The sequence below is a fragment of the Cellulosimicrobium protaetiae genome, from assembly GCF_009708005.2.
In the GTDB taxonomy this organism is placed as follows: domain Bacteria; phylum Actinomycetota; class Actinomycetes; order Actinomycetales; family Cellulomonadaceae; genus Cellulosimicrobium; species Cellulosimicrobium protaetiae.
Window position 1 is genome coordinate 631,685 of sequence record NZ_CP052757.1, and the last position, 26,695, is coordinate 658,379.

Annotated in this window: 24 protein-coding genes and 2 riboswitches; of the genes, 9 read left to right on the forward strand and 15 right to left on the reverse strand. The window is 73.7% G+C overall.

From position 1 onward, the window contains the following. Positions 1-9: 9 nt before the first annotated feature. The 3 genes from FIC82_RS02760 to FIC82_RS02770 all read right to left on the reverse strand — a co-directional run bounded on the left by FIC82_RS02760 (position 10) and on the right by FIC82_RS02770 (position 3,291). A complete protein-coding gene (locus tag FIC82_RS02760; RefSeq protein WP_154797462.1) occupies positions 10-840 on the reverse strand; it encodes an alpha/beta hydrolase in 831 nt (276 codons plus the stop codon). Positions 841-966: 126 nt separating this feature from the next. Continuing rightward, a complete protein-coding gene (locus FIC82_RS02765) occupies positions 967-2,214 on the reverse strand; it encodes an MFS transporter (RefSeq protein WP_171445688.1) in 1,248 nt (415 codons plus the stop codon). A gap of 123 nt (positions 2,215-2,337) precedes the next feature. After that, positions 2,338-3,291 (reverse strand): PhzF family phenazine biosynthesis protein, encoded by a 954-nt coding sequence (locus FIC82_RS02770; protein ID WP_154797464.1) that lies wholly within the window; start codon positions 3,289-3,291, stop codon positions 2,338-2,340. Positions 3,292-3,457: 166 nt separating this feature from the next. On the opposite strand from FIC82_RS02770, the gene FIC82_RS02775 reads away from it, so the two are divergent. After that, on the forward strand, positions 3,458-6,781 hold the full coding sequence (locus tag FIC82_RS02775; RefSeq protein WP_154797465.1) for a 3-keto-alpha-glucoside-1,2-lyase-like domain-containing protein: 3,324 nt from the start codon (positions 3,458-3,460) through the stop codon (positions 6,779-6,781). Positions 6,782-7,078: 297 nt separating this feature from the next. Beyond that, positions 7,079-9,397 (forward strand): MMPL family transporter, encoded by a 2,319-nt coding sequence (locus FIC82_RS02780; RefSeq protein ID WP_154797466.1) that lies wholly within the window; start codon positions 7,079-7,081, stop codon positions 9,395-9,397. 38 nt (positions 9,398-9,435) lie between these two features. On the opposite strand, the gene FIC82_RS02785 is transcribed toward FIC82_RS02780, so the two are convergent. Both FIC82_RS02785 and FIC82_RS02790 read right to left on the reverse strand, forming a co-directional pair. After that, entirely contained in the window at positions 9,436-10,653 is a 1,218-nt protein-coding gene (locus FIC82_RS02785) for an IS30 family transposase (RefSeq protein ID WP_154797467.1), read from the reverse strand. A gap of 142 nt (positions 10,654-10,795) precedes the next feature. Continuing rightward, positions 10,796-11,302: an FBP domain-containing protein gene (locus FIC82_RS02790; RefSeq protein WP_154797468.1), complete on the reverse strand. Its 507-nt coding sequence runs from the start codon at positions 11,300-11,302 to the stop codon at positions 10,796-10,798. Positions 11,303-11,969: 667 nt separating this feature from the next. Between FIC82_RS02790 and atpC the strand changes: the two genes are divergently transcribed. Continuing rightward, positions 11,970-12,287 carry an ATP synthase F1 subunit epsilon gene (gene atpC, locus FIC82_RS02795; RefSeq protein ID WP_168731437.1) on the forward strand — a complete coding sequence of 106 codons (318 nt, stop codon included), beginning with the start codon at positions 11,970-11,972 and terminating at the stop codon, positions 12,285-12,287. Between the two features lie 4 nt (positions 12,288-12,291). Here the strand turns inward: atpC and FIC82_RS02800 are convergent, their stop codons facing one another. After that, on the reverse strand, positions 12,292-12,690 hold the full coding sequence (locus tag FIC82_RS02800; RefSeq protein WP_154797470.1) for a VOC family protein: 399 nt from the start codon (positions 12,688-12,690) through the stop codon (positions 12,292-12,294). 64 nt (positions 12,691-12,754) lie between these two features. Next, a riboswitch (guanidine-III (ykkC-III) riboswitch) is annotated at positions 12,755-12,821 on the forward strand. A 12-nt stretch (positions 12,822-12,833) separates the two neighbouring features. On the opposite strand from FIC82_RS02800, the gene FIC82_RS02805 reads away from it, so the two are divergent. The 4 genes from FIC82_RS02805 (at position 12,834) to FIC82_RS02820 (ending at position 14,134) form a co-directional block, all read left to right on the forward strand. After that, positions 12,834-13,148, forward strand: a complete 315-nt coding sequence (locus FIC82_RS02805; protein WP_154797471.1) for a DMT family transporter — start codon at positions 12,834-12,836, stop codon at positions 13,146-13,148. Between the two features lie 2 nt (positions 13,149-13,150). Beyond that, positions 13,151-13,519 (forward strand): DMT family transporter, encoded by a 369-nt coding sequence (locus FIC82_RS02810; RefSeq protein ID WP_154797472.1) that lies wholly within the window; start codon positions 13,151-13,153, stop codon positions 13,517-13,519. 76 nt (positions 13,520-13,595) lie between these two features. Continuing rightward, positions 13,596-13,844, forward strand: coding sequence for a DUF2630 family protein (locus FIC82_RS02815; RefSeq protein WP_154797473.1), 249 nt, complete (start codon positions 13,596-13,598; stop codon positions 13,842-13,844). A 56-nt stretch (positions 13,845-13,900) separates the two neighbouring features. Next, entirely contained in the window at positions 13,901-14,134 is a 234-nt protein-coding gene (locus tag FIC82_RS02820) for a hypothetical protein (protein ID WP_154797474.1), read from the forward strand. A gap of 73 nt (positions 14,135-14,207) precedes the next feature. Here FIC82_RS02820 and metE read toward each other — a convergent pair whose 3' ends face one another. The 6 genes from metE to FIC82_RS02850 all read right to left on the reverse strand — a co-directional run bounded on the left by metE (position 14,208) and on the right by FIC82_RS02850 (position 22,405). Continuing rightward, positions 14,208-16,715 carry a 5-methyltetrahydropteroyltriglutamate--homocysteine S-methyltransferase gene (metE, locus tag FIC82_RS02825; protein WP_154797475.1) on the reverse strand — a complete coding sequence of 836 codons (2,508 nt, stop codon included), beginning with the start codon at positions 16,713-16,715 and terminating at the stop codon, positions 14,208-14,210. A 32-nt stretch (positions 16,716-16,747) separates the two neighbouring features. Beyond that, complete coding sequence (locus FIC82_RS02830) at positions 16,748-17,812, reverse strand: methylenetetrahydrofolate reductase (protein WP_256390408.1); 1,065 nt, start codon at positions 17,810-17,812, stop codon at positions 16,748-16,750. A 94-nt stretch (positions 17,813-17,906) separates the two neighbouring features. Next, a riboswitch (SAM riboswitch) is annotated at positions 17,907-18,009 on the reverse strand. A gap of 163 nt (positions 18,010-18,172) precedes the next feature. Then, on the reverse strand, positions 18,173-19,696 hold the full coding sequence (locus FIC82_RS02835) for a sodium/solute symporter (RefSeq protein ID WP_168731438.1): 1,524 nt from the start codon (positions 19,694-19,696) through the stop codon (positions 18,173-18,175). Further along, positions 19,693-20,067, reverse strand: coding sequence for a heavy metal transporter (locus FIC82_RS02840; protein ID WP_154797476.1), 375 nt, complete (start codon positions 20,065-20,067; stop codon positions 19,693-19,695). Before FIC82_RS02840 ends, FIC82_RS02835 begins: the two co-directional genes overlap by 4 nt. A 161-nt stretch (positions 20,068-20,228) precedes the next feature. Next, positions 20,229-21,218 (reverse strand): LytR/AlgR family response regulator transcription factor, encoded by a 990-nt coding sequence (locus tag FIC82_RS20975; protein WP_168731439.1) that lies wholly within the window; start codon positions 21,216-21,218, stop codon positions 20,229-20,231. Continuing rightward, positions 21,215-22,405, reverse strand: coding sequence for a sensor histidine kinase (locus FIC82_RS02850; protein WP_154797477.1), 1,191 nt, complete (start codon positions 22,403-22,405; stop codon positions 21,215-21,217). Before FIC82_RS02850 ends, FIC82_RS20975 begins: the two co-directional genes overlap by 4 nt. Positions 22,406-22,489: 84 nt before the next feature. Here FIC82_RS02850 and FIC82_RS02855 point away from each other — a divergent pair, with 84 nt between their 5' ends. After that, positions 22,490-23,461: an ABC transporter substrate-binding protein gene (locus FIC82_RS02855; RefSeq protein WP_253691371.1), complete on the forward strand. Its 972-nt coding sequence runs from the start codon at positions 22,490-22,492 to the stop codon at positions 23,459-23,461. A 94-nt stretch (positions 23,462-23,555) separates the two neighbouring features. Next, positions 23,556-24,374, forward strand: coding sequence for a siderophore-interacting protein (locus tag FIC82_RS02860; RefSeq protein WP_216609969.1), 819 nt, complete (start codon positions 23,556-23,558; stop codon positions 24,372-24,374). Here FIC82_RS02860 and FIC82_RS02865 read toward each other — a convergent pair. The 3 genes from FIC82_RS02865 to FIC82_RS02875 form a co-directional block, all read right to left on the reverse strand. Beyond that, positions 24,352-24,972, reverse strand: a complete 621-nt coding sequence (locus FIC82_RS02865) for a hypothetical protein (RefSeq protein WP_154797478.1) — start codon at positions 24,970-24,972, stop codon at positions 24,352-24,354. The two genes, FIC82_RS02860 and FIC82_RS02865, sit on opposite strands and share 23 nt — an antisense overlap. Positions 24,973-25,130: 158 nt before the next feature. Further along, complete coding sequence (locus FIC82_RS02870) at positions 25,131-26,090, reverse strand: nucleotidyl transferase AbiEii/AbiGii toxin family protein (RefSeq protein ID WP_154797479.1); 960 nt, start codon at positions 26,088-26,090, stop codon at positions 25,131-25,133. Then, entirely contained in the window at positions 26,074-26,637 is a 564-nt protein-coding gene (locus FIC82_RS02875; RefSeq protein WP_154797480.1) for a type IV toxin-antitoxin system AbiEi family antitoxin domain-containing protein, read from the reverse strand. Before FIC82_RS02875 ends, FIC82_RS02870 begins: the two co-directional genes overlap by 17 nt. Between the last annotated feature and the right edge of the window lie 58 nt (positions 26,638-26,695).

The following is a 26,695-nucleotide window of genomic DNA, read 5'->3' on the forward strand; positions in this document are numbered from 1 at the left end:
CCTCTCACCTCAGGACCGGGCTCCGGATGGTGGCCCGGCGTCGCGGACGAACGCCCGCAGCGCCGCGAGCACCGCGGGCGCGTCGTCGCCCCCGAGGAACCCGTGGCTCGCTCCGGGGACCTCGACGAGCTCGCACGGCACGCCGTCGCGCGCGCACGACGCGGCGAGGGTGCGGACCTCGGGCAGGAGCGAGTCCTGCTCCCCGACGGCGACGAACGTCGGGGGCAGACCCGTCGCGTCGAGGTCGAGGCGGGGGGCGTCCGCGAGCCGGTCGACGCGCGCCCACGCCCGGAACGACGCCGCGGAGAGCGCGGCGTCGGGTCCGCCCGGCCGGGTCGTGTCGAACGACCCGAGCGTGAGGTCGAGGTTCGGGTTGGTCAGGGCCAGCCACGCCGGGGCGAGCGGTGTGTCGTGGGCCCGGCGCGCGGTCGCGACGGCGACCGCTCCGCCCGCCGAGTCGCCGAACAGGGCCGTCCGTCCGACCCCCTCGCGGGCGAGATGGCGCAGCGCCGCCAGCGTGTCCGTGACGGCGTCGTCGAGCGACGACTCGGGGGCGAGCCGGTAGTCGACCGCGACCACCCGTGCGCCGAGCGCGGCGGCGATGCGCCGGCACGGGTCGTCCTGGAGCTCGAGGTCGCCGAACAGCCCGTACCCGCCGTGCAGGAACACGACCGCCGCCGAAGGGTCGTAGCCCGTGGGGGCGTACGACCGCACCGCGCGCCCGTCGACCCACGAGTCCGCGACCGTGCCGGCGAAGGGTCGGCGCGGTCGGGCGAGAGCACGCTCGCGCGCACCGCGCCGGAGCCGCGACACCTCGGCGGGGTCCAGGTCGTCGCCCATGGACCCAGGGTCGCCCACGGCGGGGGCTGCCGTCCACGGGTGACGGCTCCGAACGCGCCGCACGCCTGGCGCACGCCGCACCGGGCTGCTCGTCGTCCCGGTTCGGGCCGGTCCGCGCGGCGCTCGTCAGTCGGCGCCGGCCGTCGGCCTCGCGGGCCGGACGGCACCCGCGACCGCGAGGCTCAGCACCGTGGCGGCGCAGATGACGAGGAGCGCGTGCCGCGCCCCCACGCCGTCCACGAGGAGACCGAGCAGCGGCGGCGCGGTGAGCATGGCGACCGTCGAGAACGACGTCGCGACGGCGACGCGCGGCGCGGCGTGCGCGGGGTCGTCGGACGCCGCGGCGATCGCGACCGGGTTGGCGAGCGCCGCCCCGCAGCCCCACAGCACGATCCCGACCCACGCGAGCGGCAGGCTCGGCGCGAGGCCGAAGGCGAGGAGCCCGACGAGCGCGGAGACGCCCGACGCGCGCAGCACCGCGACCCGACCGAACCGGTCGATGAGACCCGTCCCGGCGAACCGGAACACCGTCATCGCGCCGACGAACGTGCCGTAGGCCACGGCGCCGAGCGCCTCGCGCACCTCGAACCCGTCGACGACCGCGATCGAGAGCCAGTTGCCCGCCGACCCCTCGGACAGCGACGACGCGAGCAGCACGAGCCCGATGAGCAGCGTGCGCGGCTCGCGCCAGGCCGCGAGCGCGGCCCGCACCCCGGCCCCCCGCCGCGGTGCCGGTGCGGCCGCGGACGGTGCGCCGTCGTCGCCCGGATCGGTGGCGCCCGGCCGCGGGGTGGCTCCCGACCGCGGGGGCAAGACCGCGCCGTCGGGCCCGACGCGGTCGGGGGCGAGAGCGGTCGCGGGGGCGATGAGCGCGGCACGGACGGCGGTGACCGCGAGCGTGACGACGACGATCTGCGCCGTGATGCCGACGTGCGCCCAGGAGAACGCGGCGGCGACGAGCGCGCCCGCGGCCGCCCCGATCGAGAACGCGGCGTGGAAGTGGGGCAGGATCGCCCGCCCGACGTGCTGCTCGACGGACGCCGCGCAGATGTTGATGGGCACGTTGGTGAGCGCGCCGCAGGCGCCGTTGAGGAACGCGCCGACCGCGAAGAGGGTGACGCCGCCGGTCCCGGTGCCGAGCGCGACGAGCCCGAACCCGACGACGTTCCCCGCGGTCGCGACGACGAGGGTCGTGCGGCTGCCGAAGCGCGCGACGACCGCGCCCGCGCAGATCACCGACACGAGCGACCCGATGCCGCCGACGACGAGCAGCAGGCCGAGCTGGCTCGCGCTGATGCCGAGCGCCTCCCGGACCGACGGGAGCCTGCTCATCCAGGACGCCCCGATGATCCCGAACAGCCCGAACTGCACCATGAGCGCCCATCGGGCGCGCGAGACGACGGCGCGGTCCGTCAGGGCGCGCTCGGAGGAAACTGATGGGGTTGTTGACACTTGCCGCAGTCTACGGAGCGGCCACCCTGACGAGCCCGGGCGCGGTCAGAGGCGGACGGTCCCCGCGATGCACGTGACGCTCGCGCCGCCGACCCAGACCGTCCCGGACCCGTCGCGCTCGACGTGCACGCGACCGGCCCGGCCGAGCGCCGTGCCCTGGGCGGCGACGTAGCGGTCCGGGAGGCGACCGTCGCGCGTGAGCCACTGCCCGACGACGGCGTTGAGGCTCCCGGTGACCGGGTCCTCCGGGATGCCCATGGCGAGCGCGAACCCGCGGACCTCGACCGCCGCGCCGTCGGGGCCGCCGTCGTCGCCGTACAGCCCGGCGACGCCGACGGACAGGTCGGGGTGCTCCACGCGCAGGCGCGACCAGTCGGGCGCGAGGCGGGCGACGCGGTCCGCGGAGTCGAGCAGCACGACGCGCCAGCCCGGACCGTTGTCGAGCACACGGTGGTCGAGCACGGCGGTGTCGGGGACGCCCAGCGCGGCGACGATCGCCGCGAGGTCGTCGGCCGGGACGGGCTCGTCCGCGAGCAGGTCGGGTGCGGCGAACGCCAGCCGGCCGGGCTCTGCGGGCTCCGCCTGAGGCGCGTCCGGCCCGACGGCGGCGCTCGCCTCGTGCCGGATCGTCACCAGGCCGACGCCGCACTCCTGGACGACGACGCCGCCCGCCCGGGGCGTGCCGCCCGCCTCGAGCCACGCGTGGCACGAGCCGAGCGTCGGGTGGCCGGCGAAGGGGAGCTCGCCGGCGGGGGTGAAGATCCGGAGCCGGTAGTCGGCGCCGGCAGCCTGCCCGGCCGCGGTGGGCGGGAGGAGGAATGTCGTCTCCGAGAGGTTCGTCCAGCGGGCGAACGCGGCCATCTGCTCGTCCGTGAGGCCGTCGCCGTCGAGCACGACCGCGACGGGGTTGCCGAGGGTCGGGGTGTCCGTGAACACGTCGACCTGCGCGAACGGCCGGGACGCGGTGCGGTCGGTGATCTCGCCGTGGCGTGCGCTCATGGGCCCGAGCGTACGTCGCCGCTGGTCCTGGCACTTCTGCCGATGAGCAATCGGAAGTTGTAGACACGTCGATAGAACGAGGGCTAGCCTGTCCAGCGTTGTCATCGACGGGGCTGGTGGGGGTTACGCTCCGTGGACTCGAAGTCCGACCGAGTAAGGAGCAACGATGCTCGAACGCACAAGCCTGCCGGCAGCCCGCCGGATCAGGTACCGACGCGGCGCGGCCGCCCTCACCCTCGGCGCCGTGGTCGTCGCGGGCTGGGCCGTCCCCGCCGCGGCCGACCTCCCCGAGCAGGAGCCCGGCGTCACGCTGCGGACCTTCCAGCTCGCGCAGAACCCCGGCGCGGTCTGCACCCTGAAGTCCGGCCAGACCCCCAACGTCGACAAGCTCATGCCGACCATCGACTGGTCGACGGCGGAGCAGTTCGGCGCTGAGGACAACTTCATCTCCCAGGTCAGCGCCAACCTAACCGTCCCTGCCGACGGCCAGTACCAGTTCCGCGTCACCAACGACGACGGCGCGCTGGTCTACGTCGACGGCCAGCTCGTCGTCGAGAACGACGGCCCGAACGACTCGACCTCCGTCGAGGGCAGCGCGACCCTCACCGCGGGCGTGCACGACCTGCGGGTCGACTACTACGAGGGCGGCGACAAGCAGAGGCTCACGCTCGCCTGGAAGACGCCCGGCAGCTCGACGTTCGAGGTCATCCCGACGTCGGCGCTCAGCACCGAGGCAGGCGTCGTGCGCGTGACCGCGCCCGGCTACAAGTACTGCGAGGGCGCCACCGACACGGCCGGCGACGGCCTGCGCCTCGACGCGGTCAACCCCAACTACGACCTCGTCGACCTGCGCCCCGAGGGCTTCGAGCCCAAGGTCTCGGGCCTGGCGTTCACGCCGGACGAGAAGCTCGCCGTCGTGACGACGGGCGAGGTCAGCTCCGGCGGCTGGCGGCCCGACCCGGTGTCCGGCGAGGTCTACTTCCTCGACGGCGTCACCACGGCGGACGGCCCCGAGGACGTCACGGCGACGCTCGTCGCGGACGAGCTGCTCAACCCGATGGGCATCGAGGTCGTCGAGGACTCGATCTTCGTCTCGGAGCGGTACCAGCTCACGCAGCTCACCGACCCCGACGGCGACGGGTTCTACGACCAGCACACGAAGATCGCGGAGTGGCCCGACGGCGGCAACTTCCACGAGTTCGCGTTCGGCCTGATCCACGACGAGGACTACTTCTACGTCAACCTCTCCGTGGCCATCAACAACGGCGGCGCGACGACGAACCCGCAGCCCGCGGCCAACCGCGGCACGTCGATCAAGATCGACCGCGAGACGGGCGAGGTCTCCTACGTCGCCGGCGGCCTCCGCACGCCGAACGGCATCGGCTTCGGCCCGGAGGGCGAGATCTTCGCGACGGACAACCAGGGCGCCTGGCTCCCGTCGAACAAGCTGATCCACATCCAGCAGGACAACTTCTACAACCACTACACGAACCCGGCCGGGCCGTTCGACGCGAACCCCGTCGCCCCGCCGGCCGTGTGGCTCCCGCAGAACGAGATCGCCAACTCGCCGGGCAACCCGGTCCTCGTCCAGGACGGTGAGTTCGCCGGCCAGATGCTGCTCGGCGACGTCACGTACGGCGGCATCCAGCGCGCGTTCCTCGAGAAGGTCGACGGCGAGTTCCAGGGTGCGGTCTTCCGCCACACCGCGGGCCTCGAGGTCGGTGCCAACCGCACCATCTACGGCCCCGACGGCGCGATCTACGTCGGTGGTACCGGCGAGGGCGGCAACTGGGGCGAGTCCGGCAAGCTCCGGTTCGGCCTCCAGAAGCTCGTCCCGGTGAACGAGGACTCCTTCGACATGAAGGAGATGCGCGTGGTCGAGGGCGGCTTCGAGATCGAGTACACCGACCCGGTGTCCGACGAGGTCGTGGAGAAGCTCGCCGACGCCTACCAGGTCAAGCAGTGGCGCTACGTGCCGACGCAGCAGTACGGCGGCCCGAAGGTCGACGAGGAGCCCCTCTTCGTCACGGACGCCACGGTGTCCGAGGACCGCACGACCGTCACGCTGCAGATCGACGGCCTCAAGCCCGGCCACGTCGTCTACATCCGCTCGCCGCGTCCGTTCGCCTCCGCCGAGGGCACCGAGCTCCTCAGCACCGAGGCCTGGTACACGCTCAACTCGCTGCCCGGCTACGTCGCCCCGGCCGACCGCGGCTGGTACGAGGCGGAGCTGGCGCAGCCGCTCGGCAGCTCGAGCATCGGTTCGGACCACAGCAACTACTCGGGCTCCGGCTTCGCCGCGGGCATGACGAACGTCGGCGCCGGCCGCACGTTCTCCGTGACCGTCCCCGAGGCGGGCACCTACCCGGTCAACGTGCGCTACGCCAACGGCATCCACCCGTACACGGAGCTGCGTGCCAAGAACGTCTCGCTGCACGTCAACGGCGCGGACCTCGGCCAGTGGAACTTCCCCACGACGGGAAGCTGGAAGGACTGGGGCGTGCAGACGCGCGACCTCGAGCTCCAGGCCGGCACGAACACCATCACGCTCGCGTACGAGACCGGCGACGAGGGCAACATCAACATCGACGTCCTGTCGCTCGGCGAGAACCCGGACATCTGCAGCCCGGGTGAGGTCGAGGACGGCTACACCGCGATCTACGACGGCACCCTCGCGAGCCTCCAGGAGGGCTGGCGCATGGCCGGTCCGGGTGGCTTCGGCCGCCAGGACGACTGCTCGATCCGCGGTGCGGGTGGCATGGGCCTGCTCTGGTACGACCAGGAGCTCGGTGACAGCTACAGCCTGAAGCTCGACTGGAAGCTCACGAAGGACGACAACGGCGGCGTGTTCGTCGGGTTCCCGAACCCGGGCGACGACCCGTGGGTGGCCGTCAACAAGGGCTACGAGATCCAGATCGACGCGACGGACGCCGACGACCGCACCACCGGCGCGGTCTACACGTTCCAGGGCGCCGACGAGGCAGCCCGCGACGCCGCCCTCAAGCCGGTCGGTCAGTGGAACGCGTACGACATCCGGGTCGAGGGAGACCGCATCCGCATCTACCTCAACGACGTGCTCGTCAACGACTTCACGAGCACCGACCCCGCGCGACTGGTGAACAGCTTCATCGGGATCCAGAACCACGGCAACGGCGAGATGGTCGGCTACCGGAACATCCGGTTCAAGGAGCTGACCGACGAGCCGGTCGAGGAGCTCGCGATCTCGACGACGGTCCAGACCCGCTGCATGGCGGGCAAGGTCTACGTCGCGGTCCGTGCCACGAACGACGACACGGTGCCGGCCGACATCACGCTGACGACGCCGTTCGGGACGAAGACGGTGGCCGGCGTCCAGCCGGGTGCGTCCGCGTACCAGTCGTTCGCGTCGCGCTCGACCTCGGTCGAGGCGGGCACCGCCCAGGTGTCCGCGACGGGCGGCGACCTGACGTTCCAGGGGGACGTCGCGTACGACGCCGCGTCGTGCGGCTGAGCTGAGAACCCGGGGCGGGCGGCGTGAGCCGTCCGCCCCGGGACGGGACGGGCGGGGGCGGCAGCACGAGCCGACCCCGCCCGTCCCGTCTCACCCCCTGTCTCCACCTCGGTGACCCGAGGTGCGCCCCTCGCACGGGCGGAGCGTGGTCCGACGGCGCTCCCACCCTCGCGTAGGGTGCTCACCCCACGTCCTCGCTCCCGTGGGGCCGTCTCCCGCACGACTCCTCGTGCACGACCTCCCGTACGACTCCCGCGAGACGTTCCTCGACGAGTCCTGACGAGTGGAGCCACGCCCATGGCGCTCGGACGCCTCCTGCACCGGACCGGACGGTTCGCCGCGCGCCGCCGCGGCGTCGTCCTCGGCGTCTGGGCGGTCCTTCTCGTCCTCGGCGCGGTGCTCGGCGGAGCCGTCTTCGACAAGACGACCGACGTCGAGCCCGCGCCGCCCGGCAGCGCGTCGGCCCTCGCGGCCGAGCGCCTCGACGAGCTCGAGCCCGAGGGCGAGACCGTCGTCGCCGTCCTGTCCGGGCGCGACTACTTCTCCACGGACCTGATCGCCCAGGCCAGCGACGTGCTGCACGGCGTCCGCGCGATGCCGGGCGTCGTCGAGGTGTTCGACGCCTACACCGGCGGTGGCCTCATCGCCGACGACGGCCAGGGCTCGCTCGTGATCGTCGAGCTCGACCCCGCGCTGTCGGACGACGAGGCGCTCGCCCTCGCGCACCAGGTCTCCGACGCGCTCCACACCATCGACACCCCCGAGGTCCTCGTCGGCGGTGCCCTGCTCGCGGAGGAGGCGTTCGTCGACCAGGCGATCACCGACGCCGCGGTGGGGGAGGGCGTCGCGATCGCGGTGCTGCTCGTCGTGCTCGTGATCGTCCTCGGCGGCCTGCGCGCGGGCCTGGTCCCGCTGCTGTCCGCGCTCGCGGCGATCGCGGTCGCGCTCCTCGTGCTCAGCGGGCTGCTGGGCGTCGTCCCCGTCAACGAGTTCGCCGTGAACGTCGTGACGCTGCTCGGCCTCGGCCTCACGGTGGACTACTCCCTGCTCGTGCTCGCGCGCTTCCGCGAGGAACGCGCCGAGCACCCGGGTCTCCCGCTCGACGAGCTGGTCGGGCGCACGCTCGCCACCGCCGGGCGCGCCGTGCTCGCGTCGGGGCTCGCCGTCGCGATCGCCCTGACCGGCCTGCTCCTGCTCGGCGACTCGCTGCTCTCCGGCATGGCCGTCGGGGGCGCGATCGTCGTGCTCGTCGCGACCGCCGCGGGGCTCACGCTCGTGCCCGCGCTCGTCGCGACGTGGCACCGCGCCATCCCCGCCCCGGGCGTGCGGACGTGGTCCCACCCGTGGACCGGGCGCGGCGGCGCCGGCACGCTCGGCCGCCTCGCCCGCACCGCCCAGCGCCACGCCGTGCTCGTCACGCTCGGCGCGACGGCCCTCCTGCTCGCGCTCGCCGCACCGCTCGGCTCGATGACGCTCGGCAGCTCCGAGGTCCACTCCCTGCCCGCCGACGCCGAGGCGCGCCTCGCCGCCGACGCGTCCACGTCGCGCTTCGCCGACCTCGGCGTCACCCCGATCACCGTCCTCGTCGAGGCACCCCGCGGCGACGAGGCCGCCTCCGCCTACCTCGACCAGGTCGCGGCCCTGCCCGGCGTCGAGGACGCCATGCAGGACACCGACTACCCGTCCGAGGTCCTCGTCGTCGACGTCACGCCCGACGTCGGCGAGGGCGGCGACGCTACCGGCGCCGCGGCCCAGGACCTGCTGCACGCGATCCGAGCGATCGACACCGCAGGCCTCGACGTGCACGTCGCCGGCCCGGCCGCCGAGGTCGTCGACACCCAGGAGCACCTCGCGCAGCGCCTCCCGCTCGCCGCGGGCGTCGTCGTGCTCGCGACGTTCGCGCTCCTCTTCCTGCTCACCGGCTCGCTCGTCGTGCCGCTCAAGGCGCTCGTGCTCAACCTGCTCACGCTCGCCGCGACGCTCGGCGTGCTCGTCTCGGTGTTCCAGCACGGCGTCGGCGCGTCGCTGCTCGGGTTCGAGCCGTGGGGCGCGCTCGACGTCACGACGCCGCTGCTCATCGGCATGCTCGTGTTCGGCCTGTCGACCGACTACGAGGTGTTCCTCCTCGCGCGCACCGCCGAGGAGTGGCGCGCCCGCACCCCCGGCGAGGACCCGCGCGCCGCGAACGACCGGGCCGTGCTCCGCGGTATCACCGCGACCGGCCCGGTCGTCACGACAGCGGCCGTCGCCATCGGCATCGTGTTCCTCGGCTTCGCGGCGGGGCAGCTCGTCGCGATGAAGGAGGTCGGCGTCGGCATGGCCGTCGCCGTGCTGCTCGACGTGACCGTCGTGCGGGGGCTCCTGCTCCCCGCGACGATGACGCTGCTGGGGCGGTGGAACTGGTGGCCTTCGTGGCGATCGGCCCGTCCGGAGCCGACCACGGGCGAGACGGAGCCGGGCAGGGCATCCGTCCGGGCGACGGCGGAGCGGGGGCGGGGCGGGTCGACCATCCGCCGCTCGTCCCTCGCGGCTCCCGCCAGCCCCGCCACGACCCGCCCCACCCCCGCTCCGCCGTCGCCCTCCGCTTCGGCCGCACCGTCCGCTCCACCGAGGTAGAACCTTGGTCTCAACCGGTCATCGCAACATCGGGTTGGTCAGGTTGGTGAGAGTAGCGCGGCGAGCTTCTCGGCGGGGGTGGCCCAGCCGAGGGTTTGGCGGGGTCGGGTGTTGAGGGCGTCTGCGACGTCTTCGAGGTCGGATGCGGGGTGCACGGACAGGTCGGTGCCTTTGGGGTAGTACTGGCGTAGGAGCCCGTTGGTGTTCTCGTTGCTGCCGCGCTGCCAGGGTGCGTGCGGGTCGCAGAAGAACAGGTCGATGGGATCGGTGAATCCGATGTCGATGCCGACGTTCGGTGTCATCTCTCGGCCCCGGTCCCAGGTGAGGGTGCGTCGTAGGTGCTCGGGCAGGGCCCGGATCTTGGTCCGCATCGCTTCTGCGACCTGCTCGGCGGCGTAGCCGTGCGGCAGGTGCAGCAGCATCACGAACCGGGTGCTGCGCTCGACCAGGGTCCCGATCGCGGACTTGTTGCCGGCACCGATGATCAGATCGCCCTCCCAGTGGCCCGGCACGGCGCGGTCGGCGATCTCGGCCGGGCGTTCGCTGATCAGGACATCGGGCGGTAGCAGGCGTTGCCCCTGACGCTTGGTGCGGGCCTGGGCCCGAGGGCGGCGGCGGGCGCGTCCGGTCCGCAGCGCGGTGTGCAGCTCGGCGCGCAGCCCGCCACGGCCCTGGACATACAACGCCTGATAGATCGCCTCGTGACTGATCCGCATCGACTCATCATCGGGGAAGTCGACCGGGAGGCGGTTCGCGATCTGCTGCGGGCTCCACACCCGTGCGCGGCGGCTGTCCGGTCGCACGGTGCCGTCCAGCCGGTCGCAGACATAGCCCGCCAGGCGCGGGTCGAGCGCGAGCTTGCGCCGATCCTGTTTGGGACGCGCGGCCTGCCGGTCGCGGTGGGCCTGCGCGACCGAGGGCACATACCGACCATCGCTCGCCCGCCGGCCCGGGTTGGTCAACTCACGCCAGATCGTCGAGCGTGGACGGCCCAGCCGCCGCCCGATCGCCGCGTACGAATGACCCTCGGCACGCAGCAACGCCATCCGCTCGCGTTCTTCGAACGACACGAACCGGCCCGTGGGCGCGGCGAGATCGATATCAGGCACCCCGCCAGACTCAGCGATCCAGGCCTGCACCGTGCGGGTCGACACGCCCACCCCCGCGGCCGCCGCGACCACAGGCACGCCATCGACGAACGCCCGCCAGAACTCCCGCCGCCACTGCCGCGGCACCGACACCCCACCACGCACCATCCGAAAACACCCCTCGAATCAGGATGTTGCGATGACCAGTTGAGACCGCCAACCCTGGTCTGCCGAAGTAGAACCGTGGTTCACCGAGAGAGAACCGTGGTCGGCCGAGGGAGGACCGTGGTCGGCCGAGGGAGAACGCTGGTCAGGCGTCGCGCATGACCTCGGTGACGAAGCGGGCGGAGCGCTCGCGGAGGCCGTCGACGCGGAGCTCGATGAAGAGGTCGCGCATCGACTGGTCGTCGCCGATCTCGGTGCGGGTCGGGGTGCGGCGCACGTTCTGCGAGCACAGGAAGTGCGTGCAGATGAGGGTGCCGACGGTGTTGCCGCGGCGCCCGGCGGCGCCGGCGCGTCGGGCGACGTAGAGGCTGACGTCGTCCGTCACGACGACGTCCTCGCACCACGCGCACACGGCGCGCTTGCGCATGCCGCCCGTCTTGGCGTCGGTGGAGCGCAGCAGGACGCCGCGCGGCTCGCCGTCGACCTCGACGACGGCGTACGCGAGCAGCGGCGCCTTGCGGTCGCGCCACCCGAGGTAGTCGAGGCGGTCCCAGTCGAGCGTGTCGAGGTCGGGGAGGGTCGCCTGCGCGGCCTCGCGCTTGGAGGCGTTGACGAACGACGCGCGGATCTGCTTCTCGGTCAGAGGGTTCATGGGTTCAGGGCTTCCGTGTCGGTACGGTCCCACCCTGCCCGACGGCGTCCCGCGGCGCAGGCGGTCGGCCCAGGACGACGCAGGGTCGCCCCGGCCGCACGACGGCGCCACTCTGTCGAGTCGAGGTGGGGAGAACGGCATGCCCGCAACCGCCGTCGCCAAGACCTGCTGAGCGCGGGTCATCTGTCGTCGGGGAAATGACGACGAATGCCCAGCGCTCGACGGGGCGGGGCGCCGGGTCGGCGTCCCGCTGAAGGGCTCAGCGGGTGACGGTGCGGGAGGGGAGGGCGCCCGAGCAGGCCGCCATGGCCACCTCGCAGCCTGCGGTGCCGTGCATCCGCGTCTCCTCGTCCCGTGCGGTGCGCCGTCTGGCGCGACCTGATCCGTGGTCGTGCCCGTCCGGCACGACGAACGGCTGCCCTCGGCAACCGTCACCCTCGATGGTGCGCCTCGCAGGGTGCCGTCGTCAACGTGATTCCCCTCGCGCGGCGCCCGACGGTGCCTTCGGGGCCCGGTGACTCTGCACCCGCGGCGCGGTCGGGGAGGGGCCCGGCGATCTCGCACCCGGGTGACCTCCGGCGTCGGGAAAGGGACGAAAGACGCCGAGAGGTGCTCCCTGCGGGCGCGAGACTCGGAGGCTCCGCCACCTGCCACCGGGAGGAACCCCGTGTCCGTCGCTCCGTCGTCGCCGTCCGAGACCGTCGCGCCCGCGGGGGAGCGCCTGGTGTCCGTGGAGGTGGTGACGCCGTCCGGGGTCTTCTGGTCCGGTGACGCGCGCAGCGTCACGGTCCCGTCCGTGTCCGGGACGCTCGGCATCCTGCCCCGGCACCAACCCGTCGCGGCGTCGCTCAAGGCCGGGCGGGTGCGGTTGCGGACCCCCGACCATCCCACGGCCGAGATCCGCATCGGGGGCGGGTTCCTCGTGGTCGACGACGACGACGTGACGGTCCTCGCCGACGACGCGGCCTGGGTGCCCGCCCGGTAGAGGGCTACGCGGGGGCGGGAGCTGTCCCGAGCTGCACCACGACGACGCGGTGCCCGTCGGGGTCGGTGACGTGCGCGTAGCGGTCCCCGGTCTCGGCGTCGGCGTCGGGACCGACGAACGGTGCGACGCCGATCGCGGCGAGGCGGGCGAGCGTCGCGTCGAGGTCGTCGACGTAGAGCACGAGGTTCGGCAGGCCGTGGCGGGTGAGGGGCGTGGCGCCGTCCGGCAGGGGCACGAGCCACAGCCCGGGCTCGTCGACGCGGCCGGGACCCACGTGGAGCAGCGGGAACCCGTCGGTCTCGCCACGGAACAGCGTGCCGAACCCGAACCCGTCCGCCCAGAACGCGGCGCTCGCGTCGAGGTCGCGGCACAGGAGCACGGTGCGACCGATCGTCGTCGTCATGGGCACCGAGCCTAGGTGGCCGAGGCGCTCCGGGGGAGGCGAGACTCAATCTGGTACAGTAGTACCAGAGTTGCGCTACCGCGACTCTGCGGACGAGGGAGCAGTACCCGCACCGACAAGACTGACTCAGAGAGGTTCTTGTCATGGCTTGGCTCGTCCTGGTCCTCTCGGGCCTGCTCGAGGCGGTGTGGGCCACCGCGCTCGGAGCGTCGGACAACTTCCGGAAGTGGCGCCCGACGGTCGTCTTCTTCGTCGCCCTCGCGCTGAGCATGGTCGGGCTCGCGTGGGCGATGACCTCCCTCCCCACCGGTACCGCCTACGCGGTGTGGGTCGGGATCGGCGCGACGCTCACCGTCGTGTGGGGATTCGTCACCGGCAAGGAGCGCGCGACGATGGCCCGGGTGGGCCTCCTCGTGCTGCTCGTCGGGTCCGTCATCGGCCTCAAGGCGGTGAGCTGACCATGCCGTGGATCATCCTTCTGGTCAGCGCCGTCTTCGAGGCGGTCTGGGCGACCGCGCTCGGCGCGTCCGACGGCCTGTCCGTCCTGGTGCCGTCGCTCGTGTTCTTCGTGGCGCTCGCGCTGAGCATGATCGGGCTGGGCTGGGCGACGCGGCACATCCCCATCGGCACCGCCTACGCGGTGTGGGTCGGCGTCGGCGCCGCGCTCACGGTCACCTACGCGATCCTCACCGGCGACGAGTCGGTCAGCGTCGGCAAGGTGGTCTTCATCGTGGGGATCATCGCCGCGGTGGTCGGGCTCAAGCTCGTGCCGTCCGGCAAGGACGTTCCCGAACCCGACGCCGGACGCACGACCGTCGAGCGCGGGTAGCCCGTCGCGCCGCGCCTCCTCCCGGGGAGGCGCGGCCGCCCGGGCGCACTCCCGCCGTCGGGCATACCGTGGCCCCATGACGACCGACGGCGGCATCCGCAGGACGATCAGCGACCTCGTGGCGCAGGAGCACGAGCTGCGCGACCGCCTCTCGCGGGGCGAGGCCGACGCGCACGAGGAGCGCGAGCGGCTGCGCGCGATCGAGGTCGAGCTCGACCAGTGCTGGGACCTTCTGCGCCAGCGCGACGCGGCACGCGAGTTCGGCAGCGACCCGGATGCGGCGACGGTGCGCGACCCCGGTACCGTGGAGGGGTACCTGGACTGACGTGGTGGGCCGACGGCGCGCCACGCCTCCCCCCAGCCCGCACCGAAGGAGCCCTTGTGAGCACGCAGGACACCCATCAGATCCCGACCGGCACCGAGGGCCGGGACGTCGCCGACCGCGCGGGCGCCGTCGCCCGGTTCGTCGTCGCGTTCGTGCTGTTCGTGGGCGGACTCGTGCTCATGGGCTCGGGCATGTCCGGGGTCGACGGCGGTGTGTGGCTCTTCGTCGGCGGCCTCGCCGCGTCGACGCTCGCGTTCGCGCTCCCGATGTCGGGCGCCACGGAGCGCTGACCGCGAGCCAGTGACCCTTGCGCCGAGGTAGAGGCGTGGTCGCGACCACGCCTCTACCTCGGCGGGAGCAAGGTCAGGCGAGGGTCGCGCGCACGGCCTTCGTCGCGGCGACGAGGTGCTCGAGCGACGGCACGGTCTCCTCGTAGCGGCGGGTCTTGAGCCCGCAGTCCGGGTTGACCCAGACGACGCGCGGATCGATCGACTTCACCGCGAGCTCCAGCAGCTCGGTGACCTCCTCCGTGGAGGGCACGCGCGGGCTGTGGATGTCGTAGACGCCCGGCCCGATGCCGCGCGAGTACCCGGCGTCACGCAGCTCCGGCACGATCTCCATGCGCGAGCGCGCCGCCTCGACCGACGTCACGTCGGCGTCGAGGCCGTCGATCGCGCCGATGACCTCGCCGAACTCCGAGTAGCACAGGTGCGTGTGGATCTGCGTCGCCGCCTCCACGCCCGACGTCGCGAGCCGGAACGAGCCGACCGACCAGTCGAGGTACGCCGGCTGGTCGTCGCGCCGCAGCGGCAGGAGCTCGCGCAGCGCGGGCTCGTCGACCTGCACGATCCCGATGCCCGCGGCCTCCAGGTCCGCGATCTCGTCGCGCAGCGCGAGGCCCACCTGGTTCGCGGTGTCGCCGAGCGGCTGGTCGTCGCGCACGAACGACCACGCAAGGATCGTGACCGGCCCGGTGAGCATGCCCTTGACGGGCTTCTCGGTGAGCGACGCCGTGTACGACGACCACTCGACCGTGATGGGCTCCGGGCGCGTGACGTCGCCCCACAGGATCGGCGGGCGCACGCAGCGCGACCCGTACGACTGGACCCAGCCGTTCGCCGTGACCGCGAACCCGTCGAGGTGCTCCGCGAAGTACTGCACCATGTCGTTGCGCTCGGGCTCGCCGTGCACGAGCACGTCGAGGCCCAGCTCTTCCTGGATCGCGACGACGCGCGCGATCTCCTCACGCATCGCGGTCGTGTAGTCCGCGTCCGACAGCTCGCCCTTCGTCCACAGCGCGCGGGCGCGGCGGATCTCCGGCGTCTGCGGGAACGACCCGATCGTCGTCGTGGGGAGCGGCGGCAGGTTCAGGCGCTCCTGCTGCGCGGCCGCACGCTGGGCGTAGTCGCCGCGCGCGAAGTCCGCGTCGGTCAGCGCGGCCGCGCGCTCGCGCACCGCGGGCACGACGACGCCGCTCGCCTCCGCGCGCGACGCCACCGCCGCGCGGGACGCCTCGATCTCCGCCGCGACGGCGTCGCGACCCTCCGTGAGCGCGCGCGCGAGCGTCGCGACCTCGCCGACCTTCTGGTCGGCGAACGCGAGCCAGTCGCGCAGGCGCGGGTCGAGCGTCGTGCCCGACGCGGTGCCGGGCGCGGCGAGCGTCTCGTCCTCGACGTCGTGCGGCACGTGCAGCAGCGACGTCGACGTGCCGACCGAGACCGCGCCGGCACCCAGTCCCTCGACGGCGTCGACGACGTCGAGCTTCGCCGCGAGGTCCGCGCGCCACACGTTGTGCCCGTCGATCACGCCCGCGACGAGCGTCTTGCCGGCGAGGCCGGGGACGCCGCCGTCGGCGGCCGTGGGGACGGCGCCCTTGACGAGGTCGATCGCGATGGCGTCCACGTCGGTGCCCGCGAGGAGCGCAAGCCCGTCCCGGGCGGCCCCTCCGGCGGTCTCGGCACCGGCCTGGAGCGCGCCGAACGGCGCGGCGACGAGGATCGCGGGCCGCGCGTCCTGCGCCGAACCCGGGGTCGCGGCCGGGTCCGCGGACGAGTCCGGCGAAGACCCCGGGTTCGGCACGGGGCGGAGGTCGGTCGCGAGGGCGCGGTACGCCGACTCCACCGCGGCGGCGAGGTCGGCGAACGGCACGTCGACCGAGTCGGTGACGAGGATCGGCTCGTCGAGCTGCACCCACGGGGCGCCGGCGGCGGCGAGCGCGCGCAGCAGGTCGGCGTAGGCGGCGACGACGTCGTCGAGCCGGTCGAGCGGCGAGTAGCCCGCGGGGGCGTCGTCAGCCGCCTTGGAGAGCGCGAGGAACGTCACCGGCCCGACGACGACGGGCCGCGTCACGACGCCGGCCTCCTTCGCCTCGACGAACTCGCGCACGACGCGGTCGTCGACGAACCGGATCGGGGTGTCCGGGCCGATCTCGGGGACCAGGTAGTGGTAGTTCGTGTCGAACCACTTGGTCATCTCGAGCGGGGCGTCGTCACCCTGACCCCGTGCCACGGTGAAGTAGCCGGCGAGGTCGAGGCGTCCCGCCTCGTCCGGCCCGGTGCCGAGGAGCGACGCGAACCGCGACGGGACCGCCCCGAGGGAGGCGGCGACGTCGAGCACCTGGTCGTAGAAGGAGAACGAGCCGGGGACCGAGGCGTCGTCGGCGCCGAGACCGAGGTCGACGAGCCGGCGGACGGTCGCGAGGCGCAGCTCGCGGGCCGTCGCCTCGAGCTCGTCGACGCTCGTGCGCCCGGCCCAGAACGCCTCGACGGCCTTCTTGAGCTCGCGGCGGCGCCCGATGCGCGGGTAGCCGAGCACGGTGCCGGCGGGGAAACCGACCGGATTCTGGGTAGGGGAGGGTACGGAAGTGGCCATGATCGAAACCTCTTGCTGGTCCGGAGGACCGGTCAGACGGGCGTGCCGTGCGTGGCGGCGCTCGTCGTGGGCAGGGAGGTGCCGGTGACCCACGGCCCGCTGGCCAGGTCCGGGACGAGCGGGGCGGCGGCAGCGCTGGCGCTGCCCCCGGTCCCGCCCGACCCGCCGCCGAGGTGGACACCCTCGAGCAGGTCAAGAGCGGCGCGGTGCTTGTTGAACGTGTACACGTGCAGACCGGGCGTGCCCGCGTCGAGGACGCGCTGCGCGAGGTCCACGGTGTACGCGATCCCGTAGGCGTGCTGCGCCTCCGGGTCGGGCAGGGCGTCGAGCGCGTCCAGCAGGTGCTGGGGCGCGCGCACGCCCGTGAGCTCCTCGACGCGACGGAGCCGCGCGGGCTCCGTCGTGGGCAGCAGCCCGGCGAGGATGGGGATCGTCACGCCGGCCGCACGGGCCTCGGCGACGAAGTCGGTGTACGACGACGCGTCGTAGAAGAGCTGCGTGATCGCGAAGCTCGCGCCGGCCTGCTGCTTCTGCCACAGGCGGCGCACCTCCTGGCTCCGCGTGGTGCCGGCGGCGGGGTTGCCGTCGCAGAACGTCGCGACGGCGATCGTCAGCGGGCGGGCGGCGCCCCGCAGGGCGGCGGCAGGGTCGGCCGCGCAGCGCGACGCCTCGACCTCGCGCAGCAGCGCGACGAGCTCGGTCGACGACCGCACGCCGTCGGGCGCGGGCTGCCAGTCCGGCTGGTCGCGCGGCGGGTCGCCCCGCAGCGCGAGGAAGCTCCGCACGCCCTCGTCGAGGAAGTCGTTGATGACCTCCTCGACGTCCTCGCGCGACGCCCCGACGCACGTGAGGTGCGCGATCGGCAGCACAGGCGTGCCCTGGAGCAGGCGGCCGACGACCTGGCGCGCGGTCGCGCGGTCGGTGCCCGCGGCGCCGTACGTCACGGACACGAAGTCGGGGTGCGTCGCGACGAGCCGGCGTGCCGTCTCCCAGAACTTGGGCGCCGCGTCCGGGCGGCGCGGGGGCATGAGCTCGAACGAGACCGTCGGCCGTGCCGCCCCGCCGTGGGCCTGCCCGACGGCGTCCGCGACGCTCACGACGTCGCTCCGACCGGGGTGGGTGCGTGCGCGACCGCCGTCGGGCACGGGCTGCCCGGACGGTGCGCGAAGGATGCCTCTGAGACCATTAGTCGCTCCATCGACCCTGGCGTTAGCACCTTTGTCCTCGGGAGGCTTCCGTCGGCGGGTTGCTGCGGTGTCGTCGAGCCAGGACTCTCGACCGCTCTGGATGGTTGACCCGATCCTACGACCCATCCGGCATGCGGTCGAGGGTGACCGCCAGGTGAGATGTCCCGGCTCCACGACGAGATCGGCGCGCGCTGGATCTGACCAGTTCAGGGCTCCTGCGCTACAGATTTCAGGCCTTCTACGCTACAGATTTCAGGTCCCACACCGTCGTCAACGGCGCCGGAGCTCCGGCACGTGCAGGCGCCGCAGGAACCGGTCGGTGCGCAGCGGTGGTCCGTGGCGGTCGCGCAGGGACACGACGACGACGGTCGCCGTCGCGAGCGGGATGGTCCAGGCGGCGGGCTGGGCGAGCAGGGCGCGCACGACGCCGGGGACGCCGTCGACCGCCTCCCCGGCCGGGCCGGTCCCGTAGCCCGCGGCGACGAGCGCGGACGAGGCGAGCAGCGCCGTCGCGCACAGGACGGACCCGACGACCATCCCCGCGACCGCGCCGCGCGCGGTGAGGCGGCGCCACCACACGCCGAGCAGGATCACCGGCGAGAGGGCGGACGCGGCGAAGACGAACACCGTCCCGACGCTCGTCACGAGGCCCTGCGGGATGGTGACGAGCGCGAACGCCAGCGGGATGAGCGTGCACGCGACCGCCGACCAGCGGAAGGACCGCACGGTCCCGCCGAACAGGTCCTGGCTCACGACGCCCGCGAGCGCCACGACGAGCCCCGACGACGTGCCGAGGAACGCGGCGAAAGCACCCGCCACGACGAGCGCGGCGAGGAGCTCGCCACCGATCCCGGGCACGAGGCGGGTCGGCAGCGTGAGGACGACGGTGTCGGCGACGCCGGGCTCCGCGAGGTCGGGTGCGACGACCCGGGCGACGAGCCCGAGCGTGCTGGACACCATGTAGAACACGCTGATCATCACGAGCACGACGACGGTCGTGCGGCGGGCGGAGCCGCCGTCGGGCGAGGTGTAGAAGCGCACGAGGACGTGCGGCAGGCCGGTGGTCCCGAGCAGCAGCGCGAGCAGGAGCGACACGGTCGCGTACGCGTCGAGGCCGCCGGGACCGGCGTCGTGCGGGAAGACCGCCGCGGGGTCGAAGGTCACGGTGGCGCCACCCGGCTCGAACGCGCCGCCCAGCGCCATGAGCACGAACACGAGGGGCAGCGCGAGCGCGGTGAGCTTGACCCAGAACTGGAACGCCTGGACGAACGTGATGGAGCGCATGCCGCCGGCCGCGACGACCGCGCTCACGACGACCGCGATCCCGACCGACCCGACCCACGGCGGGACGGGCGCGACGCTCGTGATGACGAGCGCCGCGCCGTGGAGCTGCGGCACGACGTAGAGCCACCCGATGACGAGCACGAGCACGCTCGTCACGCGGCGCGCGACGACGGAGTCGAGCCGGGCGTGGACGAAGTCGGGGATCGTGTACGCGCCGCTGCGGCGCAGCGGGCCGGCGACGAACAGCAGGACGAGCAGGTACCCGGCCGCGTACCCGACGGGGAACCAGAACGCCTCGGCACCCGAGAGCAGCACGAGGCCCGAGAGGCCGAGGAACGTGCCGGCGGACAGGTACTCGCCGCTGATCGCGGACGCGTTCCACACCGGACGGACGGTGCGCGACGCGACGAAGAAGTCGCTCGTGGTGCGCGAGATGCGCAGGCCGTAGAACCCGATGAGGCCGGTCGCGAGCAGGAGCAGCCCGATCGCGACGAGGGGCAGCGCGCTCACGAGCCACCGCCCTCGTCCGGGCCGCCGGACCCTTCGGCGAGCGCGCGGTACCGGCGCTCGTTGCGGGCGGCCGTGACCGCGAACACGACCGCGAACGCGAGGATCACCGGGTAGAAGCCGTAGGCGTGCACGAGCCACGGCAGGGGGACGCCGAGGACCACGACCGCGTCCAGCGCGGGCACGGCGCTCATCGTCACGGTGAGCAGCGCGACGACCGCGAGGAACGAGACCACGCACGCGAGCCCGAGCCGGAGCTGGGCCCGCACGAGGCCGCGCGTGTAGGGAGCCGCGGCGTCGTCCGGCTCCTCGGGACGCCCCGCGGTGGCCGTGGACGTGCCCGACGACGGTGCGCCCGCCGGGACGTCGGGCACGGGACCGGCGGCGGGCAGGGGATCGGTCGACCGGACGCGCACCCGTCCGGGTCGGCGCGGGCCGGGTGCCGCCCCCCGGTCCGAGGGAGGCGCCTCGGGGTGCGGCCCTCGCGCGAGGGCACCTTCGTCGCCGGGCGGGTCCGACGCGGCGTCAGGAGCACTCACGACGGACCCCGGTGCGGGCCGAGCAGCGCCTCGCGCACCGCCGGGACCATGCGGCGGCTCACCGGGACCTCGTGCCCCGCGACGACGAGCGCGGGTTGCGTGCCGCCGAACCGTGCCGCGGTCACGGCGGCCCGGTCCACGAGGTACGACCGGTGCACGCGCAGGAACCCGGCGGACGCCCAGCGCTCCTCCAGGTCGGAGAGCGGCTCGCGCACGAGGAACTGCTCGGAGTCCGTCACGAGCCGCGAGTAGTCGCCCTGCGCCTGGACCCAGCGCACCGCGCTGCGCCGCACGAGGCGCGTCGTCGTCCCGACCGTCACGACGAGCGTCTCGTCCTCGGGCACGCGAGCGCGGCCCGTCCCGCGCGACGACCCGGGGGACGCGGCGCTCGCGGCAGGCGTGCCCGTGCCGTCGTGTCCGCCGCCCGGCCCGGCGCCCGGCCCGCCGCTGGGTCCTCCGCCCGGTCCTCCGCCCGGTCCTCCGCCCGGTCCTCCGCCCGGTCCGGCGGCGCGCCCGGCACGGTCCGTGACGCGTTCCACGACCCGGTCCACGGCGCGCGTCAGACGCTCGCGGCGCACGGGCTTGAGCACGTAGTCGACGGCCTCGACGTCGAACGCCTCGAGGGCACGCGCCTCGTCGGCGGTGACGAACACGACCGCGGGCCGGTCGGCGAAGCGTGAGAGGGCGCGCGCGAGGTCGAGCCCCGTGAGCCCGGGCATGTGGATGTCGAGGAACGCGGCGTCGACCCGGCGGGAGGAGAGCTCGACCAGCGCCTCGGAGCCGGTCGCGACCCCGAGCACGGTCCGCACACGCGCGTCGCGCCGCAGCAGCGCGACGAGCTCGTCGAGCACGGGACGCTCGTCGTCGGCGACGAGCACGTCGAGCCCGACGGCGCTCGGCCCCTCCGCGGGCGCGTCGCCGAGGCCCGCCGGCTGGTCCGCGACCCGTCCCGGGGTCGGGTCGGGGGTCGGGTCGGTGCCCGTCACGGCACGCTCACCTCCGTCTCGTGCAGGGGCTGGGACCGCGGCACGCGCAGCCGCACGAGCGTGCCCGAGCCGGGCGCGGTCTCGATGTCGAGCGCGTGGTCGTCACCGTAGAGCTGGCGGACGCGACGGTCGACGTTGCGCAGGCCCACGTGCTCGTTCCCGCGCGACGTGAGGAGCTCGCGCACGACGCCCGGCTCCATGCCGACGCCGTCGTCCTCGACCGTGATCTCCGTCTGGGTGCCCTCGTCGCGCGCGGTGATGACGATCGTCCCGCCCCGCTCCTTCGGCTCCAGGCCGTGCCGCACCGCGTTCTCGACGAGCGGCTGCACCGACAGGAACGGGATGACGGTCGTCAGCGACTCCGGAGCGATCTGCAGGGTCACGGCGAGGCGCTCGCCGAACCGGGCACGCTCGAGCTCGACGTAGGAGTGGATGGAGCGGAGCTCGTCGGCGAGGGTCGTGAAGTCGCCGCGGCCGCGGAACGAGTAGCGCGTGAAGTCGGCGAAGTCGAGCACGAGGTCGCGTGCCCGCTCGGGGTCGGTGCTGATGAACGACGCGATGGCGCCGAGCGCGTTGTAGACGAAGTGCGGGCTGATCTGGGCGCGGAGCGCGCGCAGCTCGGCCTCGGCGAGCGCGGTGCGTGACGCCTCGAGCTCGGCGAGCTCGAGCTGCGCCGCGCACCACTGCGCGACCTCCCCGGTCGCGCGCACCAGCGGCGGCCGCACGGTGCCCGCGAACGCGACGACGACGCCGGCGACGCGCCCGCCGGCCACGACCGGGGCGCCGACGGCGTCCGCGACGTCCCCGCCTTCGCCCGCGTCGCGGCTCTCGACGTGGCGTCGACCGGTCGCGAGCACGCGCTCGGCGACGCGGCGCGCGTCGGGTTCGAGCGTGGAGCCGCCGTCGAGCGCGACCGCTCCTTCGGCCGTGACGACGGCGAGCGCGTCGGCGCCGAGGAGCTGGCGCAGCGAGCGGGCCGCACGCCCCACGTCGTCGCCGTCGAGCCCGTCCCGCAGGTGGGTCGCCGCCCGCGAGGCGAGGTGCAGGGTCCGGAACGTCGCGCGGTCGGAGTCGCTCCCGAGCTCGCGAGACCCGCGCGCGAGCCGCCAGGCGAGCACGAGGCCGAGGGTGAGCAGCACGCCCACGACGAGACCGGCGACGGCGCCGGCGAACACGGGCCCGGACATGCAGCGATCGTAGCGAGCGCGGCACCGACCACCCGTACGGGCGAAGTAAGGTAAGGCATCCCTGTTCTCGACGAAGGAACCTCTGTGCCGAACTCCGCGCCCCTGCCGCCCCTGCGCCGTCGCCGCCGCGCCGCGCTCGCCGCCGCCGTCGTGCTCGCCACGACCGCGCTCGCCGCGTGCTCGTCGGGCGGCACCGACCCGGCCGACGCCGAGCCCTCCGCCGAGGAGACCGCGTCGACGGGCTACACGGTCGAGCACGCGCGCGGTACCGCCGAGCTCGACGCCGCACCGCAGCGCGTCGTGACGCTCGAGCCGGTCGAGACGGACACCGCCGTCGCGCTCGGCGTCGTCCCGGTCGGTGCCGCCGTGCTCAGCGTCGAGGCGGGCGTCCCCGCCTACCTGGGCGAGGCCGCGCAGGAGACCGAGGTCGTCGGCACCGTGCCCGAGCCCAGCCTCGAGGCGATCGCCGCCCTGGAGCCCGACCTCATCCTCGGCACCGAGTCGCGGCACACGGACCTCTACGACCAGCTCGCCGCGATCGCCCCCACCGTGTTCATGGCGACGCAGACCGACCCGTGGCAGGAGAACGTCCTGCTCGTCGGCCGTGCGCTCGGGCGGGAGCCCGACGCGCAGGCGTTGCTCGACGGCTACGACGAGCGGTGCGCGCAGATCCAGGAGGACTACGACGTCACCGGGACGGCGCAGCTCCTGCGCCCGCGCGACGGCATCGTGTCCGCGTACGGGCCGTCGTCGTTCGCCGGGAGCACGCTCGAGTGCGTCGGCTTCACGACCCCGGAGCAGGACTGGGGCCCGGACATCTCCGTCGACCTCTCGCCCGAGCGCATCACGGAGGCCGCGGCCGACCTCGTCGTCGTCACCGCGGCAGACCCCGACGACCCGTCGGCGGTCCCGGCCGAGATCACGCTCAACGCCGCGTCGTTCCCGGACGTGCGCGTCGTCGACCAGTCGTACTGGATCAGCGGGGTCGGCCCGCTCGGCGGCCAGGCCGTGCTCGACGACGTCGAGTCGTTCCTGCAGGACCGTGCCGGCTCCTGACGGGGCGGCCGGGCCCTCGGCGACCGCCGGGAGCCCGGCCGGGTGCCGGTTCCACCGGTCGCCCAACGTGCTCTTCCCGACGACGGTGGCGCGCGTGCACGACGTCGGCCCGCGCCTCGTGCGGGTGACGCTCGCCGGGCCCGACCTGGCCGGGTGCGCCGACGTCGGGCTCGACCAGCGCGTGAAGATCCTGCTCCCGGGGCCGGGCGCCGACCGCCTCGGGCGCAGCGCGCGCCTCGCGGACGAGAGCACGTGGCGCCGCGAGTGGTCCGCGCTCGACGACGACGTGCGCCCCGCCATGCGCTCGTACACGCCCGTGGCCGTGCGGCCGGAGGTCGCCGAGGTCGACCTCGATCTGTACCTGCACGAGCCCGCGGGCCCGGCGAGCGCCTGGGCGCGGCGGGCGGCGGTCGGGGACCGCGTCCTGCTGTCCGCGCCGCACGCGCGGTTCGGCGTGACCGACCACGGCACGCAGTGGGACCCGGGGCCCGCCGTCGGGCACGTGCTCCTCGTCGCCGACGAGACCTCTGCGCCCGCGGTGCGCGGCATCCTCGCGAGCCTCGGCACCGGCGTCCGGGCGCACGTGCTCGTCGAGGCCGACGACCCGGCGGACGCCCCGATCGGGGTCGTGCCCGCGACCGTGCGCGTCGAGCACGTGCCCCGCGGACGACGCCGCGGTGCCGAGCGCGCGGTGCTGGGCGCCGTCCGCGGCTGGGTCGCGGAGCACGGCCGGTCAGCGGCCTCTGCGGGCGACGGCTTCTACGCGTGGTGCGCGACGGAGAGCGCCACCGTCGCGCGCGTCCGGGCCGAGCTCGTGGCGGCGGGCGTGGCACGGTCGCGCGTGCACGCGCAGGGCTACTGGCACGACCGCGCCCGGCCGGGCGCGGCGGTCAGACGAGGAGCGCGACCATGACGACGAACGCGACCAGGAAGAACAGCAGCGCCCCGAGCCCGACGAGCAGGCCCAGCGCGACCGGGTGCGCCTGACGCCACGGCACGAGGCGCGGGTCCATCCCGCGCAGCTGCGCGGGCGTGACCGGCTGGTGGACGGGGTTGAGCGGGACGCCGCGGTGCGCGAGGTCGAGCGCGACGGCCGAGAGCTGGTCGCGGTCCCACATCTGCCCGACGAGCAGGGCCAGGCGCTTGGTCGGGCCCACGACGATGAGGTGGTGCGTCGGCGTCATGCCCCCGAACCCCATGCTGTCGACCGTGACGACGCGCTCGATCTCGGCCACCGTGAACCGCCGCGGCCGGCCCCAGCCCTGGACCGCCACGGACCCGTCACCGAACGTGACGCGGGAGCGGTCGGTGAACCGGCGCGCGAGCACGTACGTCAGCGGGATCATCGCGAGCACGACGCAGGCGTAGCCCAGCGCGAGGCCGAGGTTGCGCGTGCTGATCCCCACGGAGACCGCCGTGAGCCCGAGGATCGGCACGAGGATCGCGACGAACGTGAGGTTGGCGCGCACCACGCGGCGCTTGGCGTCGTCGTCCAGGGTCAGTTCCGTCACGGGCGGCATCGTCCCACGGCACCCCGCCCTCGCGTCGGCGCCCACCCGGACGGTGCTGGGTTCGCCCACCGGACGACACGATCGAGACATGACCCGACGACGTCCCCTGCGCAGGACGACGGCCCTCCCGGTGCTCGCCGTGGCGCTCCTCGTCTCTGCTACCTGCTGGCCTCGTCGCCGTCGGGCTCGGCGGAGTCGATCAGCGTCAGCCACGCGTTCAGCTCTGCGACCGCCTGCCCGAGCGTCAGGGGCAGACGAGCGTCGGCGGCTGCGCGCTCGCAGTCCGCCGACCAGTGCTGGTGGGCGACCACCTCGCACGGCCACGTGCGTACGGCGCGCCCGAGAGTCCGGTCGTCGCGTGCCCGCGCGTCGAAGATGTCCACGACGGCGGCGCGTACGGCCGCGGTGTCCGCACCGATCTCGTGGAGCTCGCGCAGCAGCAACAGGTCCACGACGTCGCGGGCCCGGTCGTTGACGACGTTCCGTGGGTCGTGAGGGTCCGAGCACGCGTGGATCTTCTGCGCGACCTGGTACCGCAGGGCCAGGCCGACGAGGGCCTCGGGATCGGGAAGGCCGACGTAGGCGAGCGGTGGTGGTGTGAACGGCTCTGGCGCCAGGCCGGCTCCGCCCTCGTCGGGGGCGATCTCAACCTGGATCTTGCGCCACGTCTTGCCCCGTATCTCCAGGACGATGTCGAAGCGCCGTGGCTTGATCACGCACGTGGGGGTCTCGATGACGTCGACTGCCGTGCGGCGAAGCGACAGCGGCCCCCATGGCTCGTCCAGGACGTCGTCGAGCTTGTGGATGAAGGCGTCGATGTCGCCGCGGACGAGACCGTCGACGTCCTTGGTGGCGCGCGTGGAGGCAGCCGGAAGGCGGTGCTGGAGCAGGGTGCCGCCCTTGAGCAGGAAGTGTGGCTGTCCGTCGACGTCCAGAGCGCGCTGAAGAACGGCGACGACGACGGTCGAGGCGATGAGCCAGCCCAGACGTCCGCCGTAGGACCCGACTTTCTGCTCGGTCTGGTTGATCCAGCTGCTGAGCATGCTCGACGACGCGGGCGCCTTGGCCCTGGGCTTGAGCTCGGCGAGAGCGCGCGGCAGGTCAGGGGGCTGCGTCACGGTCTTCGAGTCTCCTTCTGAGGCGTTCGCCCTCGTCGGCGGTGATGCGCCCGCTCGCGCGCGCGTCGCGCAGCGCTTGGCGCAGCAGATAGGTCGGGGTCCCGGTCTCGATGCACTGCTGGATCGCGGTCGCGGGCTTGACGGTCGGGATCTGCTCGAACCAGCCGATCTGGCGAGGATCAAGGTCCTGATGGTGGACTTCGATCCCCTGCCCGCCCCCGCGGCGGATGCGTCGGCGCGTGGGCACGGTGACGTGAATCCGGTCGGGGTTGACGTCGCTGAGCTCGTACAAGGACAGAGCGGTCTCGTGGGACAGGGCTGCGTTCTCCACGCCGGTCCACAGCACGGCCAGGTGGAGGTTGTCGTACTCGGAGGCGGGCACGACGGGCATGCGATAGACGCCGTGGGCGACCTTCTCCAGTGCGCCACGAGCGATGAGCATGCGCAGTGCGTTCGGGCTGTGCCCGTCGCGTAGCGCGTCGGCACGTGTGATGAAGCCATGACGCTCGAACGCGTCCTCGAGGAGGCGTTCGCGGGTGTGTGCCATGTCAAAAGTGTCTCGGAAACGAGATAGTTTTGACGCGATGCTCCGTGCGCCTCGCTGC

Bases quoted from the DNA above. Each gene is read 5' to 3' on its own strand.
- FIC82_RS02760 (WP_154797462.1), bottom strand. From the start codon at position 840: ATGGGCGACGACCTGGACCCCGCCGAGGTGTCGCGGCTCCGGCGCGGT.
- FIC82_RS02765 (WP_171445688.1), bottom strand. From the start codon at position 2,214: ATGGTGCAGTTCGGGCTGTTCGGGATCATCGGGGCGTCCTGGATGAGC.
- FIC82_RS02770 (WP_154797464.1), bottom strand. From the start codon at position 3,291: ATGAGCGCACGCCACGGCGAGATCACCGACCGCACCGCGTCCCGGCCG.
- FIC82_RS02775 (WP_154797465.1), top strand. From the start codon at position 3,458: ATGCTCGAACGCACAAGCCTGCCGGCAGCCCGCCGGATCAGGTACCGA.
- FIC82_RS02780 (WP_154797466.1), top strand. From the start codon at position 7,079: ATGGCGCTCGGACGCCTCCTGCACCGGACCGGACGGTTCGCCGCGCGC.
- FIC82_RS02785 (WP_154797467.1), bottom strand. From the start codon at position 10,653: ATGGTGCGTGGTGGGGTGTCGGTGCCGCGGCAGTGGCGGCGGGAGTTC.
- FIC82_RS02790 (WP_154797468.1), bottom strand. From the start codon at position 11,302: ATGAACCCTCTGACCGAGAAGCAGATCCGCGCGTCGTTCGTCAACGCC.
- FIC82_RS02800 (WP_154797470.1), bottom strand. From the start codon at position 12,690: ATGACGACGACGATCGGTCGCACCGTGCTCCTGTGCCGCGACCTCGAC.
- FIC82_RS02805 (WP_154797471.1), top strand. From the start codon at position 12,834: ATGGCTTGGCTCGTCCTGGTCCTCTCGGGCCTGCTCGAGGCGGTGTGG.
- FIC82_RS02810 (WP_154797472.1), top strand. From the start codon at position 13,151: ATGCCGTGGATCATCCTTCTGGTCAGCGCCGTCTTCGAGGCGGTCTGG.
- FIC82_RS02815 (WP_154797473.1), top strand. From the start codon at position 13,596: ATGACGACCGACGGCGGCATCCGCAGGACGATCAGCGACCTCGTGGCG.
- metE (WP_154797475.1), bottom strand. From the start codon at position 16,715: ATGGCCACTTCCGTACCCTCCCCTACCCAGAATCCGGTCGGTTTCCCC.
- FIC82_RS02850 (WP_154797477.1), bottom strand. From the start codon at position 22,405: ATGTCCGGGCCCGTGTTCGCCGGCGCCGTCGCCGGTCTCGTCGTGGGC.
- FIC82_RS02875 (WP_154797480.1), bottom strand. From the start codon at position 26,637: ATGGCACACACCCGCGAACGCCTCCTCGAGGACGCGTTCGAGCGTCAT.